This is a genomic window from Streptococcus parasuis, from assembly GCF_021654455.1.
In the GTDB taxonomy this organism is placed as follows: Bacteria; Bacillota; Bacilli; order Lactobacillales; family Streptococcaceae; genus Streptococcus; species Streptococcus parasuis.
Map to the genome: position 1 here is coordinate 418,906 of NZ_AP024276.1, position 17,145 is coordinate 436,050.

Below are 17,145 nucleotides of genomic sequence, written 5' to 3' on the forward strand. Positions count from 1 at the left end.
TTGGTTGTAAAAACCGAATATTCTGAAAATTTATAAAAATATACTTGACATATTTTGAAAATAGTATAAAATGAATACTAATCAGAAGAAGTAATCTTCAAGTTTGTTTTCAGAAAACTGACGGTTGTTGCGAGTCAGTAGCAAACGAAGATGAAATGGGCTGATGTTTGATATGAGAAGGTAAACAATATCCTTCCGGTTGGCACCCCTTACCGTGCGACTCCTTGTTGGAGGAGTTTGAGATGACAAGGTTTTTTGTGTACCCTTGTTAATGGAGGTGGCACCGCGCTAGCTTTGATTAGACGCCCTCGCACAGATTTTTTTCTGTGTGAGGGCTTTTTGTATTCACAAAAGGAGTTCCCATGCACAACGTACTACCAGCAGATATTTTAACCCCCATACTAGCGTTTATGCGACTAAAAGGTAAGCATAAGATTATCCTAGAATCCATTCCGAGAGAAAAGGGAAATGCTCGTTTTTCCATTATTGCCTATAATCCTGTTTACGAAATCAAATATGACCATGGTGTGTTGACCAACAATGGAGAAGTGGTGGAAGGTGATCCATTGGAATACCTACAATCTGTGGTGGAAGGTTCGAATTTGACTGGGGAGGCTCCTTTTCAAGGAGGGGCGATTGGATTTGTTGGATATGACTTGATTAGTCTCTATGAACCCATTGGTCATATCCCCAAGGACACCATTGGAACACCGGATATGCATTTCTTTATTTATGAATCGTATTTAGTATTTGATCATAAGAAGGAGATTCTCTCCATTCATGAAGATAATACCTATAGTGGCCGTAGTTCGAGTGAGATGGAGAAAGCTCTAGCAGGTGTTTTAGCCGAATTAAAAAATCCAGCACCCGATGAATTTGCACCCCATGATCTTCAATCATTATCCTTCAAGAGTCATCTGGAAAAAGAAGAATTCGAAAATATGGTTAGGTCAGCAAAACAATTGATTCGGCAAGGCGATATGTTTCAATGTGTCCTCAGTCAACGTTTTTCATCAGATATTTCTGGCAACCCCTTTGATTATTACCGTAATTTACGGGTTACCAATCCATCGAATTATTTATATTTTTATGATTTTGAAGATTACCAAATAATCGGCGCTAGTCCAGAAAGTCTTGTGTCTGTAAAAGATGGAATCGTGACAACTAATCCAATTGCTGGAACTCGGCCTCGTGGAAATGATGATGAGGAGGACCAACGATTGGCGGCTGATTTATCAACAGATACGAAAGAAGTTGCTGAACATAGAATGTTGGTTGATCTGGGACGAAATGATATTGGTCGAATTGCACAAATTGGAACTGTCGAAGTTACTAAGTATATGGAAGTTGAATATTTCCGTTATGTGATGCACTTAACAAGTATTGTCAAAGGACAATTATTGGAGAATTTGACTGCATTAGATGCATTAAAAGCTACCCTACCTGCTGGAACAGTCTCAGGAGCACCGAAAATTAGAGCCATGCAGCGCATCTATGAATTAGAAAAGGAAAAGCGCGGCATATATGCAGGAGCAATTGGCTATCTATCTGCTACAGGAGATATGGATTTTGCGATTGCTATTCGCACCATGGTAGTGAAAAATGGCAAAGCCTATGTGCAAGCAGGTGCAGGAATTGTATATGATAGTGTTCCAGAAAATGAATACCAAGAAACGCTGAACAAGGCAAAGGCGATGACGAAAATAGGAGAGTGCTATGATTCTTTTAATTGATAACTATGATTCATTTACCTATAACTTAGCCCAATATCTAGGACAGTTTTCACATGTGCAGGTATTGAGAAATGATGCGGAGAATCTATTCGATGAAGCAAATAAAGCAAAAGGTTTGGTATTTTCTCCAGGACCAGGTTGGCCAGCAGATGCTGGAAAAATGGAAGAAATGATACAGACTTTTGCAGATAAAAAACCAATATTGGGCATTTGTTTGGGACATCAAGCAATCGCTGAAGTTTTTGGAGGGCAATTGAGATTAGCCAAAACGGTTATGCATGGGAAGCAGAGTCAGATGCGAGTGGAAGGTAACTCTCCAATTTTCAATGGTTTTCAGGGAGATGTAGAAATCATGCGTTATCACTCGATTGTCATTGATGAAATGCCAAAAGATTTTATAGTGACTGCTCGTACAACAGATGATGACGAAATTATGGCTATCCAACATAAGCAATTACCGATTTTTGGTTTGCAATTTCATCCAGAAAGTATAGGGAGTCCAGAAGGCTTACAAATGATTGAACAGTTTGTTAGAGAGGTAGTAAGATGAAAGAAATTTTTGAAAAATTAGCTACAAAACAAGACTTATCTGAGGGAGAAATCGAAGGAGTTTTTAATCGTATTCTGAATGGAGAATTGACAGAAAGTCAGATTGCAGCCCTGTTACTAGGCTTGAAAATGAAAGGTGAAACAGTTGATGAAATTGCAGGTGTCGTAAAGTCTTTGAAAAAACATGCTGTACAATTGCCTCAAACATATTCGGACGCAATGTGCAACTGCGGTACGGGTGGGGATCAATCGTATAGTTTTAATATTTCGACGACGGCTTGCTTTATCTTGGCAGCTGGGGGTATTCGTTTAGCGAAGGCGGGAAATCGATCGATTTCATCGAAGTCAGGTTCTGCAGATGTACTTGAAGAATTAGGGATAAATATTGCAGCGAATCCAGAAGTATTATCAAAAGCATTGTCTGAGGTTGGATTGGCTTTTGTCTTTGCTCAAACCATGCATCCAGCCATGCGCTTTATTGGTCCAGCCAGACGGGCATTGGGAGTTCCAACAATTATGAATATTGTTGGTCCTTTAGCCAATCCCCTATCATTAGACAGTCAATTAATGGGTGTCTATCGAGAAGACTTACAGTTTGATCTGGCTCAAGTTATGAAAAAATTGGGAAGACGACGGGCACTACTTATCACAGGACCAAACCATATGGATGAAGCGGCATTATTTGGAGAGAATCACTACACTTTGCTTACAGATGGGAATATCCATCAGGGCAGATTTACCTTTGCTGATGTGGGTCTGAATCCATTAGAACTCGCGGATATTCAGGGTGGAGATGCTGTGGAGAATGCAGAAATTTTGTTGTCAGTTCTACATAATCAAGCAAGTCCTTACTTAGAAACGACGGTTTTAAATGCAGGTCTAGGCTTTTATGCAAATGGTAAGGTTTCAAGTATCCGTGAAGGAGTTGGATTGGCTCGAAGTCTACTTGCTGACGGTTCTGCTCTGAGAAAATTGGAAGAACTAAGGGAGGTTCAGATATGAGTCAGGATTTTTTACAGACAATTTTACAGCAAAAGGAGGCAGAGGTTGCTGAGCTGGTAAATGAGCCAGTAGAATCTGTTCGTTCAACCTATTCGTTATTTGATTTTCTTACCAAGCAGAAGGGTCAACTACAACTGATTACTGAGGTAAAAAAAGCTAGCCCTAGTATGGGAGATATCAATCTGACGGTGGATATTACTGAGCAAGCACGCCAATACGAAGCAGCAGGGGCTGCTATGATTTCAGTATTGACTGACCAAATTTTCTTTAAGGGGGATGTACAGTTTCTTCGTCAAATCTCAGATTTGGTTTCAATTCCGACATTAGCGAAAGATTTTATCATTGATGAAAAACAAATTATTCGCAGTCTTAATGCAGGTGCTACAGTGATACTATTGATTGTGGCGGCTTTGTCCGAAGACAGGCTCAAAGAATTGTTTGAATTTGCAACCCGTTTGGGTCTGGAAGTATTGGTTGAGACTCATAATCTTTCAGAATTAGACATTGCTCATCGCATTGGCGCAAAGATAATTGGTGTCAACAATCGGAACCTAACAACATTTGAAGTATCCCTTCAAACTAGTCTTGACTTAGCACCTCATTTTCTACCGGACAGAGTGTATGTATCAGAATCAGGCATTTTTACAAATGAACAAGCTGAACTCCTTGCTCCCTACTTTCATGCACTCTTAGTCGGAACAGCACTGATGCAGTCGGAAGATGTTGCGCAAAAAGTAAAGGAGTTATCGATTGACAAAGGTTAAAATTTGTGGGCTATCTACTAAGGAGGCGGTGTATGCTGCAGTTGAAGCAGGAGCGGATTATATTGGATTTGTATTTGCACCAAGTAAGCGGCGAGTGAGCTTTGAAAAAGCACATGAGTTGGCCCAGTTGATTCCTTCTACAGTAAAAATAGTAGGGGTATTTGTCCAACCAAGTTTGAAAGAACTAGAAGCGGCTATTTCGGTGGTTCCATTGGACTTGATTCAGATCCATGGTAACTGGGATGAATGTCTATCGCATCACATTTCAGTTCCAATCATTCGAGCCATTCAACTGGACAATACCCTAGGGCAGTTGAATACAAATGCAGACTACCTTCTCTTTGATGCTCCAAAGGCAGGATCGGGTCAACTTTTTGATTGGAAACTATTAGCCCGTCATAACATTGAAAAACCATTTTTCATTGCAGGGGGCTTGACAGTGGACAATGTAGCAGAAGCACAATCCTTATTTACTCCTTATGCCGTAGATGTCTCCTCGGGTGTTGAGACAAATGGGCAAAAGGATGTTGAAAAAATAAAAGCATTTATAGAAAGAGTGAAACTATGACTTACCAACAACCAAATAAAGACGGATTCTTTGGAGAATACGGCGGTCGATTCGTGCCAGAGACATTGATGACTGCTGTATTAGAACTAGAACAGACCTACCGAACTGCCAAAGAAGATCCAGCCTTTCAGGCGGAATTTGAAGAATTGCTTGTCCAGTATGTTGGACGAGAAAATCCCCTCTACTTTGCCAAACGCCTTACAGATTACTGCGGAGGTGCTAAAATCTATCTAAAACGCGAAGATCTGAATCATACGGGTGCCCATAAAATTAACAATTCGTTGGGGCAGGTATTGCTTGCGAAACGGATGGGAAAGAAAAAAATTATTGCTGAAACTGGCGCGGGGCAACACGGTGTTGCAACAGCTACCGCAGCAGCCCTCTTTGATATGGAATGTACCATTTATATGGGGGAAGAGGATGTTAAACGCCAGGCTCTCAACGTTTTTCGCATGGAATTATTAGGTGCAAAGGTTCATGCCGTAACGGATGGGTCGCGCGTGCTAAAAGATGCGGTAAATGCAGCTCTTCGAGCTTGGGTTGCTCAAGTTGAAGATACCCATTATGTTATGGGATCTGTCCTTGGACCAGCACCATTTCCAGAAATTGTCCGTGACTTTCAGAGCGTAATTGGAAAAGAGGCAAAACGTCAATTTGCAGAGATTTCTGGTGGACGGTTACCAGATGCTCTCTTGGCATGTATAGGTGGAGGATCTAATGCAATGGGCCTTTTCTATCCTTTTGTGGATGATACCTCTGTTGCAATGTATGGTGTTGAGGCTGCAGGACTTGGATTGGAGACAGACTTCCATGCGGCAACTTTTGCTAAGGGACGACCAGGAGTTCTTCATGGGGCTTTGATGGATGTTCTACAGGATGAAAATGGTCAAATTTTAGAAGCATTCTCTATTTCGGCAGGTCTTGATTATCCTGGGATTGGTCCAGAACATAGTTACTTTAATGCAATTGATCGCGCTACCTACGTTTCTGTAACAGATGAAGAGGCTTTAGAAGGCTTTAAGCTCTTATCCCGTTTAGAAGGTATTATTCCTGCTCTAGAGTCCAGTCACGCTATTGCATATTTGCCAACCCTGGCAAAAGAATTAGGGCCAGATAAATCCATCATTGTTTGTCTTTCAGGTCGAGGGGATAAAGATGTTGCACAAGTTCGAGAAAGGCTACAAGCAGAAAAAAAGGAGAACTAATATGACCAAAACCTTACAAGTTCGTTTACAGGAATTAAAGAATGCTCAAAAAGGAATTTTTATTCCTTACATTATGGCTGGTGACCATAATCAGGGGTTGGATGGGCTATTCGAAACCATTCAATTCCTTGAACAATCGGGTGTTTCAGCAATCGAAATAGGTGTACCCTTTTCAGACCCTGTAGCTGATGGACCTGTTATCGAGGCCGCAGGCCAACGAAGCCTAGCTAAGGGAGTGACATTAGCTTCCATAGTCAAAAAATTGAAAGAGGAGGCTAGTCAAGTTCCTCTGATTATCATGACGTATTTTAATCCAGTATTCCAATATGGTTTAGAACGATTTATTGATGATTTAGAACAAACGAGTGTCAAAGGCTTGATCATTCCAGATTTGCCTTATGAGCAAGAATCAATTTTGAAAGCTTATTTGCAAGAAAGAGATATTTGCCTGATTCGTTTGGTTAGTTTGACGACTGATGAGGATAGACAAAGGCAGTTGGTGCAAGATGCTCAAGGATTTGTTTATGCTGTGGCTATTAATGGGGTCACAGGGAAATCTAACCAATACACAGATGATTTAGATTATCATTTGCACGAATTAACAGAACTGTCACCTGTGCCAGTTCTTACAGGTTTTGGTGTCTCTAGTCAAGAAGATATCCTACGTTTCAATCGTGTTTCTGACGGTGTTATTGTTGGATCAAAAATAGTGGCAGGCTTGTTTAACGGACAGCAAAATGATGTTCAAAAGTTAGTAACATTTGGATGTGGAGTTGAAAAGTGAAAATTATTTCTTCATCGATGTTCAGGCACGTGGCTATTATCCAAACTATGCCAAGAAGAAATGGGAGCGTGCAGGCATTGAGATTGAAATGACCGACGAAGACCTAGCACTCCTGAAAGAGCATACGGTGGACTTTATTTCCTTCTCTTACTACTCTAGCCGTGTGGCTTCTGGAGATCCTGTAGAGAAGGAAAAAACAGCAGGCAATATCTTTGCTTCCATTAAAAATCCTTACCTAGACGCATCAGAATGGGGCTGGCAGATTGACCCGCTCGGTTTCCGCATTACCATCAATTCCATATGGGATCGCTATCAAAAACCACTCTTTGTGGTTGAAAATGGTCTGGGAGCAGTTGACACACCAGATGAAAATGGCTATGTAGAAGATGATTACCGTATCGACTACCTCCGTCAACACGTCTTGGCAATGAGAGATGCTATTGTCGAAGACGGTGTAGAACTCTTGGGTTACACCACTTGGGGCTGTATTGACCTAGTGTCTGCTGGAACGGGCGAAATGAAAAAACGCTACGGCTTCATTTATGTTGACCGTGACAATGAGGGGAATGGCACACTCAAACGCTCTAAGAAAAAATAATTTGATTGGTATAAAAAAGTCATCTCTACAAATGGAGCTGACGTGGAATAATGTTTGAAAGACAGGTCTTCGGACTTGTCTTTTGTTATCGTTTCCACTATAATAAAAATTAGTTAACAATAAAGGAGTTTTGCATGAAATATATCGTAAATAACAGCAATGACCCAGCTTACAACATTGCCCTAGAAGCCTATGCATTCAAAGAATTAACTGATATTGATGAAATTTTCATCCTTTGGATTAATGAACCAGCTATCATCATTGGAAAGCATCAAAATGCTATCCAAGAAATTAACAAGGAATATACAGATGCTCATGGTATCCATGTTGTTCGCCGTTTGTCCGGTGGTGGAGCGGTTTACCATGATTTAAACAATCTCAACTACACCATTATTTCAAATAAATCTGAAGAAGGTGCATTTGACTTTAAAACTTTCTCTAAGCCCGTTATCGATACTCTTGCAACACTCGGCGTAGAGGCTAACTTTACTGGTCGTAATGACCTTGAAATTGACGGCAAGAAAATTTGTGGTAATGCCCAAGCATATGCAAAAGGTCGTATGATGCACCACGGTTGCTTGCTCTTTGATGTTGATATGTCTGTCCTAGCAAGTGCTCTTAAAGTCAGCAAAGACAAAATCGAGTCCAAAGGTGTTAAATCCGTTCGTGCCCGTGTGACCAACATTAACAACGAGTTGCCAGAGAAGATGACCGTTCTGGAGTTCAAGGATGCCATCCTCAACCAGATGAAGCAAGAATATCCAGAAATGGATGAATATGTGTTGACTGAGGATGATTTGGCTCGAATCCAAGAAATCCGTGATTCGCAGTTTGCAACATGGGATTGGACCTACGGTCAAACACCAGAATACACTGTGGAGCGTAGCGTTCGTTACCCGGCTGGTAAAATCACAACCTATATCAAGGCTGAAAAATCTGTCATCGAATCCATCAAGATTTACGGTGACTTCTTCGGTATTGGGGATGTAGCTGATGTTGAAGACTTACTAGTTGGTACACGTTATGAATATGCGGATGTACTTGCTAAACTTCAAGAGATTGATACTACTCATTATTTCTCGCGTATGACAACAGAAGAAGTCGCAAAAGCGATTGTTGCATAGATTATTGAATGTGAAATTGTTTTCAGTAAAGTATTTTTACTTGCACATTTTCTATATTATGGTATAATTATTTTCTGTGAGTATCCCTCACTTACTCGTGGCTAGACCATGAGTCATTAGACCAAAAGGAGGAACATATCAATGGCTAAATACGAAATTCTTTATATTATTCGTCCAAACATTGAAGAAGAAGCTAAAAACGCTTTGGTAGCACGCTTTGACTCTATCTTGACTGACAACGGTGCAACTATCGTTGAATCAAAAGCATGGGAAAAACGTCGCCTTGCATACGAAATCAAAGATTTCCGCGAAGGTTTGTACCATGTCGTTAACGTTGAAGCTAGCAACGATGAAGCTCTTAAAGAGTTTGACCGTTTGTCAAAAATCAACGGCGACATTCTTCGTCACATGATTGTCAAACTTGACGCGTAAGAAGGTACTTTATGATTAATAATGTAGTATTGGTTGGTCGCATGACCCGTGATGCAGAACTTCGTTATACTCCGTCTAACCAGGCTGTTGCGACTTTTACCTTGGCGGTTAACCGCAATTTTAAAAATCAAAATGGTGAACGTGAAGCGGACTTTATTAACGTAGTCATTTGGCGCCAACAAGCTGAAAATTTGGCGAATTGGGCTAAAAAAGGTGCGCTGATTGGTGTTACAGGTCGTATTCAGACTCGTAGCTATGATAACCAACAGGGGCAACGTGTCTACGTTACAGAGGTAGTTGCAGAAAGTTTCCAACTATTGGAAAGCCGTACTGCCCGTGAAGGCCAAGGTGGCGGTTATTCAGCTGGTAATTCCTTTGCTGGTGGCAATGATTATAACTCGCCTTATCAAGCGCCTGCGCAATCTACACCGAACTTCGCTCGAGAAGAAAGTCCATTTGGAGCAAGCAATCCAATGGATATATCAGACGATGACCTACCATTCTAGGTCAGAAACTAATAATATAAAGGAGAACACACATGGCTCAACAACGTCGTGGCGGTTTCAAACGCCGTAAAAAAGTTGACTATATCGCAGCTAACAAAATTGAATATGTTGATTACAAAGATACTGAGCTTCTTAGCCGTTTCATTTCTGAACGTGGAAAAATCCTTCCACGCCGTGTAACTGGAACTTCAGCTAAAAACCAACGTAAAGTAACAACAGCTATCAAACGTGCTCGCGTTATGGCTCTTTTACCATTCGTAAACGAAGATTAAAAAAATCGCCCTGTGTGGCGATTTTTTCTTGCGCTCTAGAAATGCGAAAAGCGCAATAACAGTATGGACTGTTTTTTCATGAGCTCGGAAATTAGAAGGCGAATTGAGACCCTGACGGGTCTTTTTAGCTTGCGCCCTAGAAACTGGAAAGGCGCAACGGCGAGAGTGGACCGTTTTTTCTTGAGTTTGAAAATTTGAGTACGAGTAATGGTCTGGTGGATTGAAACAGTCTGGGGATAGACTGTTTCAACCCGAGCCAAGAAATGCAAAAGCGAGGTCCAGTCTGGTGATAGACTGTTTCAACCCGAGCCAAGAAATGCAAAAGCGAGGTCCAGTCTGGTGATAGACTGTTTCAACCCGAGCCAAGAAATGCAAAAGCGAGGTCCAGTCTGGTGATAGACTGTTTCTATGGCTTCCTTTTCCAACCTCCAAAGGTTCCCCGAACCTTTGGAGCAATTTTGATTTTCATTGAGTATCAGATGATTTGATAGCTGGACTGTATAGATAGACAAAAGCGACTGGAAAATCCAATCGCTTTGTTTTTATTGAACAGGTGTCATAGCACTGCGGATATTATATTTCTTTTTCAAAAGATAACGAATACCGAATGCTGTTGCTCCGATAAGGATAGTAACAATAGGGTGTAAAATAGGATTGAGTGATGATGGAATCAATGCAGCTAGAATGAAGACGACTGACCAAGCCAAGGTAGCGAGTCCAAGGAAAGCGATGGCCTTCAATAATTTAGGGCGTTGGCCAGTTTTGATTTGCTCTCTATAAACGAAGTGGTACATAAAGTACATACCAGCGCCGACTCCAAAACCAATGACTAATAAAGTAACTAGACCGTATTGAGCACCTTGACCGAAGAGGTTCATCAATCCATTGACACCAGCGATAATTGCTAACATAAGCAAACTAGAATCAACCCACATGAGCCATGGATTTTCATTGTATTCTACTTGGTCATTCTTCTCTTTAGCAGAAGTAGATTTACTAGATGCCCATTCACTCGGTGCCCCATACAAGTTACGTGCAGTAGTACCATTTTTTTGATTCTCAATGATAGTCGGTAGAATCTCTTCTAATAACTCTTTTATTTCGCTATCTGATTTTCCATCTTTAATCAGTTGGTTAGTAGCAATATGGATAAATTCTTGATTTTTCTTCGTCAATCCGTTGATTTCTGTAAATGACATATTCATCTCCTTAAGTTAAAACCATCTCTTACGAATGAAGTAGAAGGTAAGTGATAAGCTAATAGCAAAGGCAAATAGGATAATCCACCAAAATGCATATGGGATATCATTAAATGGGATAATATTATCCTTGAAGTTCATACCGTAGGCAGAAAATACCATGGTTGGAATAGACATAACAATGGTCATGAGAGCCAATGTCTTCATGATTGTATTCTGGTTATTTGAGATAACGGAAGCAAAGGCATGTGTCATCGAATTCAAGATGGAACCATAGATATCTGCCATCTCAATAGCCTGTTGCGTTTCGACTAATGTATCTTCCAACAAATCTTCATCTTCTTCATATTTCCGAAGTAAGCGTGTAGAACTTGCCAGTTTTTTAACCAATCGTTCATTGGTTTTTAGGGAAGCTTTGAAGTAGACGATTGTTTTTTCCAATTCCATCAGTACAATTAGTTCTTCGTTTCGTGTTGCTTCATGCAGTTGTTTTTCAATTTCTTCGCTCTTTCTGTCAATTGTACGTAGGGCAGAAAGATATAGCTGGGCATTACGATAGAGAATTTGGAAAACAAAACGAGATTTCATAAAGGTAAAGAAATTTCGTATGCGACGATGAATAAATTGTTCAAATAATGGTAACTCTTCTAAACAAGTAGTGATGATGGCTTCATCTGTCAAAATGATGCCGAGCGGAATAGTGATGTAATACGTTTTATTATTCCGTTCTTCCAAAATAGGGACGTCTACGATAATGAGTGTATAGTCATCTTCAACAGTAATACGAGAAGATTCCTCAGCATCGAGTGGAGCCCGTAAATCGGCAATGTCAATCTTGTAGTGCTCAGCTACTTCCATAGATTCGCTCTGGGAGGGGTTAACCAAATTAATCCAAGCCCCTGGTTCAAAGGTTTGGATTTCTTCTAAATCAGTCATTGTTGATAGAAAAATCTGTTTCATATCTTTGCCCTCCTTTTGATTTGATTCGTTAACGCAACCTCTATTATACCAAAAAAGTACCATAACGGAAAGGTTTTCTGAATAAATGTGATATAATATGAAGACGTTTAATAAGTAAGTTGTACGGATTTTTAAGGGGTTGAATGATTGAAAATTATAGTCCAAACCTTTTTCTCTTTCAACTAATGAAAGTCCTTGAGGAAGGAAATGAACACGTGCTAAATGCGGTGTGAAAAAGTACTAGTTGCCTCATGTTTCAGCATGGAAACTGGCTTCTGCGTCGTAGACATCTGTGCTTTCTTCGGCTTTCGACCTGTGAAAGCACTAGTTGTCTTGACGGGGGTGCGTCTTCGAAATCAAAGATTTCGGACTTACCGCCTATTTTCACCTTGCGTTTTACGGGCTTTGTATCTTAGAAAGGAAATGAACACGTGCTAATGATGTTGGTGAAATGAGGAAAACTGCGTTTTCCCTACTTCCCGATTGTATCAGTCTCCCAGACTGTTACAACGCCCTCTGTATCTTAAGAAAGGATTTGAATGCGTGCTAAAAGCGTCGAGTTTTATACGGTTTCTTGACGTGAGATTTTCAAAACGATATTTTTTGAAAATCGAGCTAATACAAGATATAGAAATTGCCCATAGGCAGTTTCGTCTGGTGACGCGGAGTTAATCGACCGTCACCAGTTATCTTGTGAACGCACTTATAATTAGAAAGGAAATGAACACGCCCTAAACGCTGTGTGAAAAAGATAAATCCTCCTAGAGCGTTAACGCTCTTCGTCGAATTTCCTATTTTCACCTTGCGTTTTACGGGCTTTGTATCTTAAATTATGCAAGAAAATATTGTAATTCATGGGGCGCGTGCCCATAATTTAAAAAACATTGATGTGACCATTCCGCGTGAGAAGTTGGTGGTGGTGACTGGTTTGTCAGGGTCTGGTAAGTCGAGTTTGGCTTTTGATACCTTGTATGCCGAAGGTCAACGTCGTTATGTGGAGTCTTTGTCTGCCTATGCTCGTCAGTTCTTGGGCAACATGGACAAGCCTGATGTGGATTCCATAGAGGGGCTCAGCCCTGCTATTTCCATAGACCAAAAAACAACCTCGCGTAACCCACGCTCGACAGTGGGGACGGCTACTGAAATCAATGATTATCTCCGTTTGCTCTATGCACGGGTCGGAGTTCCTTACTGTATCAATGGTCATGGTGCAATTGCGGCATCTTCAGTCGAACAAATCGTTGATGAGGTTTTGGAATTGCCTGAACGTCAGCGGTTACAAATCTTGGCGCCGATTGTACGTAAGAAAAAAGGGCAACATAAGACGATTTTTGAAAAAATTCAGAAGGATGGCTATGTTCGGGTCCGTGTCAATGGAGATGTCTATGATGTGTCGGAAGTTCCAGAGTTGTCAAAGAGTAAGGCACATAATATTGAGGTTGTTGTCGATCGGATAGTCATCAAAGAGGGCATTCGTTCTCGCTTGTTTGATTCGGTTGAGGCAGCGCTTCGAATTGCAGACGGCTATGTTATCATCGATACCATGGATGACAAGGAAATGCTATTCTCCGAATACTATGCCTGTCCAGTTTGTGGTTTTACGGTGCCAGAGTTAGAACCTCGTCTTTTCTCATTTAATGCTCCTTTTGGGTCTTGTAGTGATTGTGATGGGCTTGGCATGAAGCTCGAAGTGGATACAGATTTGATAGTCCCAGATGCCAGCAAGACCTTGCGTGAAGGTGCTTTAGCCCCTTGGAATCCAATTTCATCGAATTATTATCCTCAAATGTTGGAACAGGCCATGAATCACTTTGGGATAGATATGGATACGCCATTCGAGCAGCTAACTGAGGTTGAAAAAAATCTGATTTTCAATGGCTCTGATGGGAAAGAATTCCATTTCCACTATGAAAATGAATTTGGTGGGGTGCGGGATATTGATATTCCATTTGAAGGATTGATTACGAATATAAACCGCCGCTACCGTGAAACCAATAGTGATTATACACGGACAGTCATGAAGACTTACATGAATGAATTGACCTGTGGGACCTGCCACGGCTATCGCCTCAATGACCAAGCTCTTTCTGTTAAGGTTGGTGGGGAGGAGGGACTTCATATCGGGCAGTTGTCTGACTTATCCGTAGCGGATCATTTGCAAGTCATTGAAAATCTGACCTTGTCTGAAAATGAAGCGACGATTGCTACGCCAATTGTCAAGGAAATCAAGGATCGCCTGACTTTCCTCAACAACGTTGGTCTTAACTACCTGACGCTGTCCCGAGCAGCTGGGACCCTATCAGGTGGTGAGAGTCAGCGGATTCGTTTGGCGACTCAGATTGGCTCAAACCTGTCTGGTGTCCTTTACATCTTGGATGAGCCGTCAATTGGTCTGCACCAGCGGGACAATGACCGTCTGATTGCTAGTCTTAAGAAAATGCGTGATTTGGGCAATACATTGATTGTGGTGGAGCATGATGAGGACACCATGCGTGAGGCGGACTGGTTGATTGACATTGGTCCAGGTGCGGGTGTCTTTGGTGGAGAAGTTGTTGCTTCCGGGACTCCGGATCAAGTTGCTAAAAATAAAAAGTCTATTACAGGCCAGTACCTTTCTGGGAAGCGCCAAATTCCAGTTCCTTTAGAGCGTCGTGTTGGAAATGGTCGTTTCTTAGAGGTGATAGGTGCCAAAGAAAACAACCTGCAAGATGTAACAGTTCGTTTCCCACTTGGAAAATTTGTAGCGGTGACAGGGGTGTCTGGCTCTGGTAAGTCAACTTTGGTCAATTCCATTTTGAAAAAAGCTATTGCACAGAAACTCAATCGCAATTCGGACAAGCCAGGCAAGTTCAAGTCCATTTCTGGAATTGAACATTTGGATCGCCTGATTGATATTGACCAAAGCCCGATTGGACGGACACCGCGTTCCAACCCAGCCACTTACACAGGTGTATTTGATGACATTCGAGACCTCTTTGCTCAGACCAATGAAGCGAAAATCCGTGGCTACAAGAAGGGACGCTTCTCCTTTAACGTCAAAGGTGGTCGTTGTGAAGCTTGTTCTGGTGACGGGATCATCAAGATTGAAATGCACTTCCTTCCAGACGTATTTGTCCCATGTGAAGTCTGCCATGGTCAACGCTATAATTCTGAAACCTTGGAAGTACACTACAAGGAGAAAAATATTGCTCAGGTCCTTGATATGACGGTCAATGATGCGGTGGAATTCTTTAAACATATTCCAAAAATCGAACGGAAGCTCCGCACCATTCAAGATGTGGGCTTGGGTTATGTTACTCTTGGACAACCTGCGACAACCCTGTCAGGTGGTGAAGCCCAACGGATGAAATTGGCATCGGAGCTTCACAAGCGATCAACTGGTAAATCTCTCTATATTCTGGATGAGCCAACGACTGGCCTGCATACCGAGGATATTGCCCAGTTACTCAAGGTCTTGGCCCGCTTTGTCGATGACGGTAATACTGTTCTGGTCATTGAGCACAATTTGGATGTGATTAAGACAGCTGACCACATTATTGATATGGGACCAGAGGGTGGTATTGGTGGTGGTACTGTTGTCGCAACAGGAACACCAGAAGAAGTTGCTCAAAATCCATCTAGCTTCACAGGCCAATATCTGAAAATGAAGTTGAAATAAGCAAGTTAATAAAGTCGCTCTAGCGGCTTTTTGCTTGTCCTGCTAAGAATTTATTGGTATTTATCTTCATTTCTGCTATAATAGTTACAAAATCTTCGGAGGTGTAGGATGCAAAAAAGACTTGGGAAATTTGAAGCAAAATTAGCTCAATCAGAGGTTGGCGGAATCTTAGTGACAGGGCAAAATAATATTTATTATTTAACCGGTTTTTGGGGAACGGAGGCGACAGTGTTCATCAGTAGCAAACGTCGCTTGTTTGTGACTGATTCGCGTTATACCTTGATAGCCAAGGCATCAGTAAAAGGTTTTGATATTATCGAGAGCCGTTTTGCCCTTGAAGAGATTGCAAAGGTGATTAAGGAAGATGGGGTTGAAACCATTGGTTTTGATAGCGAGGTGACCTATGGTTTCTATCAAAGTCTGACCAGCATTTTTGAGGAATATCAACTGGTTGCTATGTCAAACTTTATCGAAGACTTGCGCATGATTAAGGATGAAAAAGAAATTGCGACCATTCGCCGTGCATGTCAAATTTCGGATCAGGCTTTTATTGATGTTCTTGACTTTATCAAACCAGGTCAGACGACTGAGATGGACATCAATCATTTCCTTGACCATCGCATGCGTCAACTAGGTGCAGAAGGGGGATCATTTGAGTTTATCGTGGCATCTGGCTACCGCTCTGCTATGCCTCATGGAAGAGCATCTGAAAAGGTTATCCAAACTGGTGAGACCTTGACGCTGGATTTTGGTTGCTATTACCAACATTATGTCAGCGATATGACACGGACCATCCATATCGGTCATGTGACAGATCAAGAGCGTGAGATTTACGATGTGGTCTTGCGGGCCAATAAGGCTTTAATTGAGCAAGCCAAGGAAGGAGTCACCTACCGCGAGTTTGACGCTATTCCTCGTGAGATTATCAATGCGGCGGGGTACGGAGCCAACTTTACACATGGCATCGGTCACGGTATCGGTTTAGATATTCATGAGTATCCGTATTTTGGAAAATCTGACGAAGCTATCAAGGCAGGTATGGTCTTGACGGATGAGCCGGGTATCTATTTGGATGACAAATATGGTGTCCGGATTGAAGATGACTTATTAATCACTGAAACAGGGTGTGAAGTTTTGACGCTAGCTCCAAAAGAATTGATTGTCATTTGAGAAATTTGCTGATTTATGGTAAAATAAAACGAATAAATTATTTTTAAGAGGTAAACATTCAAATGATTGAAGCAAGTAAACTTAGAGCAGGTATGACCTTTGAAGCGGAAGGCAAATTGATTAAGGTCTTGGAAGCAAGTCATCACAAACCTGGTAAGGGAAATACAATCATGCGTATGAAGTTGCGTGATGTGCGTACAGGATCTACTTTCGATACAACTTACCGTCCAGATGAAAAATTTGAACAAGCTATTATCGAGACTGTTCCAGCTCAATATCTTTACCAAATGGATGACACTGCTTATTTCATGAACACTGAAACGTATGATCAATATGAAATTCCAGTAGCTACAATCCAAGAAGAATTACTATACATTTTAGAAAACTCAGATGTAAAAATTCAATTCTATGGAACAGAAGTGATTGGTGTCACTGTCCCAACAACTGTTGAATTGGTCGTTGCTGAAACACAACCATCTATCAAAGGTGCAACAGTGACAGGTTCTGGTAAGCCAGCGACTATGGAGACTGGTCTTGTTGTTAACGTACCAGATTTTATTGAAGCAGGTCAAAAACTTGTTATTAATACAGCAGAGGGAACATACGTTTCACGCGCTTAAG

At 41.3% G+C, this 17,145-nt stretch carries 16 protein-coding genes and 1 pseudogene; 15 read left to right on the forward strand and 2 right to left on the reverse strand.

Annotated elements, in window-relative coordinates; all coding sequences use genetic code 11:
- Positions 1-362: 362 nt before the first annotated feature.
- From trpE to rpsR, 12 genes and pseudogenes are all read left to right on the forward strand, one after another.
- Positions 363-1,733 (forward strand): anthranilate synthase component I, encoded by a 1,371-nt coding sequence (trpE, locus tag L6410_RS02115; RefSeq protein ID WP_024405150.1) that lies wholly within the window; start codon positions 363-365, stop codon positions 1,731-1,733.
- Positions 1,717-2,283: an aminodeoxychorismate/anthranilate synthase component II gene (locus tag L6410_RS02120; protein WP_237395732.1), complete on the forward strand. Its 567-nt coding sequence runs from the start codon at positions 1,717-1,719 to the stop codon at positions 2,281-2,283. Before trpE ends, L6410_RS02120 begins: the two co-directional genes overlap by 17 nt.
- Positions 2,280-3,284: an anthranilate phosphoribosyltransferase gene (gene trpD / locus L6410_RS02125; protein ID WP_237395733.1), complete on the forward strand. Its 1,005-nt coding sequence runs from the start codon at positions 2,280-2,282 to the stop codon at positions 3,282-3,284. The genes L6410_RS02120 and trpD overlap by 4 nt, the downstream gene beginning before the upstream one ends.
- Positions 3,281-4,048: an indole-3-glycerol phosphate synthase TrpC gene (gene trpC, locus L6410_RS02130; RefSeq protein WP_024405153.1), complete on the forward strand. Its 768-nt coding sequence runs from the start codon at positions 3,281-3,283 to the stop codon at positions 4,046-4,048. The genes trpD and trpC overlap by 4 nt, the downstream gene beginning before the upstream one ends.
- Positions 4,035-4,616: a phosphoribosylanthranilate isomerase gene (locus L6410_RS02135; RefSeq protein WP_172006358.1), complete on the forward strand. Its 582-nt coding sequence runs from the start codon at positions 4,035-4,037 to the stop codon at positions 4,614-4,616. The genes trpC and L6410_RS02135 overlap by 14 nt, the downstream gene beginning before the upstream one ends.
- A complete protein-coding gene (gene trpB, locus L6410_RS02140; RefSeq protein WP_024391517.1) occupies positions 4,613-5,821 on the forward strand; it encodes a tryptophan synthase subunit beta in 1,209 nt (402 codons plus the stop codon). The genes L6410_RS02135 and trpB overlap by 4 nt, the downstream gene beginning before the upstream one ends.
- A 1-nt stretch (position 5,822) precedes the next feature.
- Positions 5,823-6,605, forward strand: a complete 783-nt coding sequence (gene trpA, locus L6410_RS02145) for a tryptophan synthase subunit alpha (protein ID WP_237395734.1) — start codon at positions 5,823-5,825, stop codon at positions 6,603-6,605.
- Positions 6,604-7,203, forward strand: a pseudogene (locus L6410_RS02150) (family 1 glycosylhydrolase); the annotation flags it as partial. The gene trpA and the pseudogene L6410_RS02150, both read left to right, overlap by 2 nt.
- A gap of 134 nt (positions 7,204-7,337) precedes the next feature.
- A complete protein-coding gene (locus L6410_RS02155) occupies positions 7,338-8,327 on the forward strand; it encodes a lipoate--protein ligase (protein WP_237395735.1) in 990 nt (329 codons plus the stop codon).
- 141 nt (positions 8,328-8,468) lie between these two features.
- Positions 8,469-8,759, forward strand: a complete 291-nt coding sequence (gene rpsF / locus L6410_RS02160; RefSeq protein ID WP_024391536.1) for a 30S ribosomal protein S6 — start codon at positions 8,469-8,471, stop codon at positions 8,757-8,759.
- Positions 8,760-8,770: 11 nt separating this feature from the next.
- Positions 8,771-9,265, forward strand: coding sequence for a single-stranded DNA-binding protein (locus L6410_RS02165; RefSeq protein ID WP_002942409.1), 495 nt, complete (start codon positions 8,771-8,773; stop codon positions 9,263-9,265).
- Positions 9,266-9,297: 32 nt separating this feature from the next.
- Positions 9,298-9,537 (forward strand): 30S ribosomal protein S18, encoded by a 240-nt coding sequence (gene rpsR / locus L6410_RS02170; RefSeq protein WP_002939250.1) that lies wholly within the window; start codon positions 9,298-9,300, stop codon positions 9,535-9,537.
- Positions 9,538-10,079: 542 nt separating this feature from the next.
- On the opposite strand, the gene L6410_RS02175 is transcribed toward rpsR, so the two are convergent.
- Complete coding sequence (locus L6410_RS02175) at positions 10,080-10,736, reverse strand: DUF1129 domain-containing protein (RefSeq protein ID WP_237395737.1); 657 nt, start codon at positions 10,734-10,736, stop codon at positions 10,080-10,082.
- 15 nt (positions 10,737-10,751) lie between these two features.
- Positions 10,752-11,696 carry a magnesium transporter CorA family protein gene (locus L6410_RS02180; RefSeq protein WP_024391538.1) on the reverse strand — a complete coding sequence of 315 codons (945 nt, stop codon included), beginning with the start codon at positions 11,694-11,696 and terminating at the stop codon, positions 10,752-10,754.
- A gap of 832 nt (positions 11,697-12,528) precedes the next feature.
- Here L6410_RS02180 and uvrA point away from each other — a divergent pair.
- The 3 genes from uvrA (at position 12,529) to efp (ending at position 17,144) form a co-directional block, all read left to right on the forward strand.
- Positions 12,529-15,354: an excinuclease ABC subunit UvrA gene (gene uvrA, locus L6410_RS02185; RefSeq protein WP_172024985.1), complete on the forward strand. Its 2,826-nt coding sequence runs from the start codon at positions 12,529-12,531 to the stop codon at positions 15,352-15,354.
- A gap of 108 nt (positions 15,355-15,462) precedes the next feature.
- A complete protein-coding gene (locus L6410_RS02190; protein WP_237395739.1) occupies positions 15,463-16,524 on the forward strand; it encodes a M24 family metallopeptidase in 1,062 nt (353 codons plus the stop codon).
- 62 nt (positions 16,525-16,586) lie between these two features.
- On the forward strand, positions 16,587-17,144 hold the full coding sequence (efp, locus tag L6410_RS02195) for an elongation factor P (protein ID WP_024391541.1): 558 nt from the start codon (positions 16,587-16,589) through the stop codon (positions 17,142-17,144).
- Position 17,145: the final 1 nt, after the last annotated feature.

Coding starts and splice junctions, on each gene's coding strand:
- L6410_RS02190 (WP_237395739.1), top strand. CDS start 15,463: ATGCAAAAAAGACTTGGGAAATTTGAAGCAAAATTAGCTCAATCAGAG.
- rpsR (WP_002939250.1), top strand. CDS start 9,298: ATGGCTCAACAACGTCGTGGCGGTTTCAAACGCCGTAAAAAAGTTGAC.
- trpB (WP_024391517.1), top strand. CDS start 4,613: ATGACTTACCAACAACCAAATAAAGACGGATTCTTTGGAGAATACGGC.
- trpE (WP_024405150.1), top strand. CDS start 363: ATGCACAACGTACTACCAGCAGATATTTTAACCCCCATACTAGCGTTT.
- trpD (WP_237395733.1), top strand. CDS start 2,280: ATGAAAGAAATTTTTGAAAAATTAGCTACAAAACAAGACTTATCTGAG.
- L6410_RS02155 (WP_237395735.1), top strand. CDS start 7,338: ATGAAATATATCGTAAATAACAGCAATGACCCAGCTTACAACATTGCC.
- L6410_RS02175 (WP_237395737.1), bottom strand. CDS start 10,736: ATGTCATTTACAGAAATCAACGGATTGACGAAGAAAAATCAAGAATTT.
- efp (WP_024391541.1), top strand. CDS start 16,587: ATGATTGAAGCAAGTAAACTTAGAGCAGGTATGACCTTTGAAGCGGAA.
- L6410_RS02180 (WP_024391538.1), bottom strand. CDS start 11,696: ATGAAACAGATTTTTCTATCAACAATGACTGATTTAGAAGAAATCCAA.
- trpC (WP_024405153.1), top strand. CDS start 3,281: ATGAGTCAGGATTTTTTACAGACAATTTTACAGCAAAAGGAGGCAGAG.
- uvrA (WP_172024985.1), top strand. CDS start 12,529: ATGCAAGAAAATATTGTAATTCATGGGGCGCGTGCCCATAATTTAAAA.
- trpA (WP_237395734.1), top strand. CDS start 5,823: ATGACCAAAACCTTACAAGTTCGTTTACAGGAATTAAAGAATGCTCAA.
- L6410_RS02120 (WP_237395732.1), top strand. CDS start 1,717: ATGATTCTTTTAATTGATAACTATGATTCATTTACCTATAACTTAGCC.
- rpsF (WP_024391536.1), top strand. CDS start 8,469: ATGGCTAAATACGAAATTCTTTATATTATTCGTCCAAACATTGAAGAA.
- L6410_RS02165 (WP_002942409.1), top strand. CDS start 8,771: ATGATTAATAATGTAGTATTGGTTGGTCGCATGACCCGTGATGCAGAA.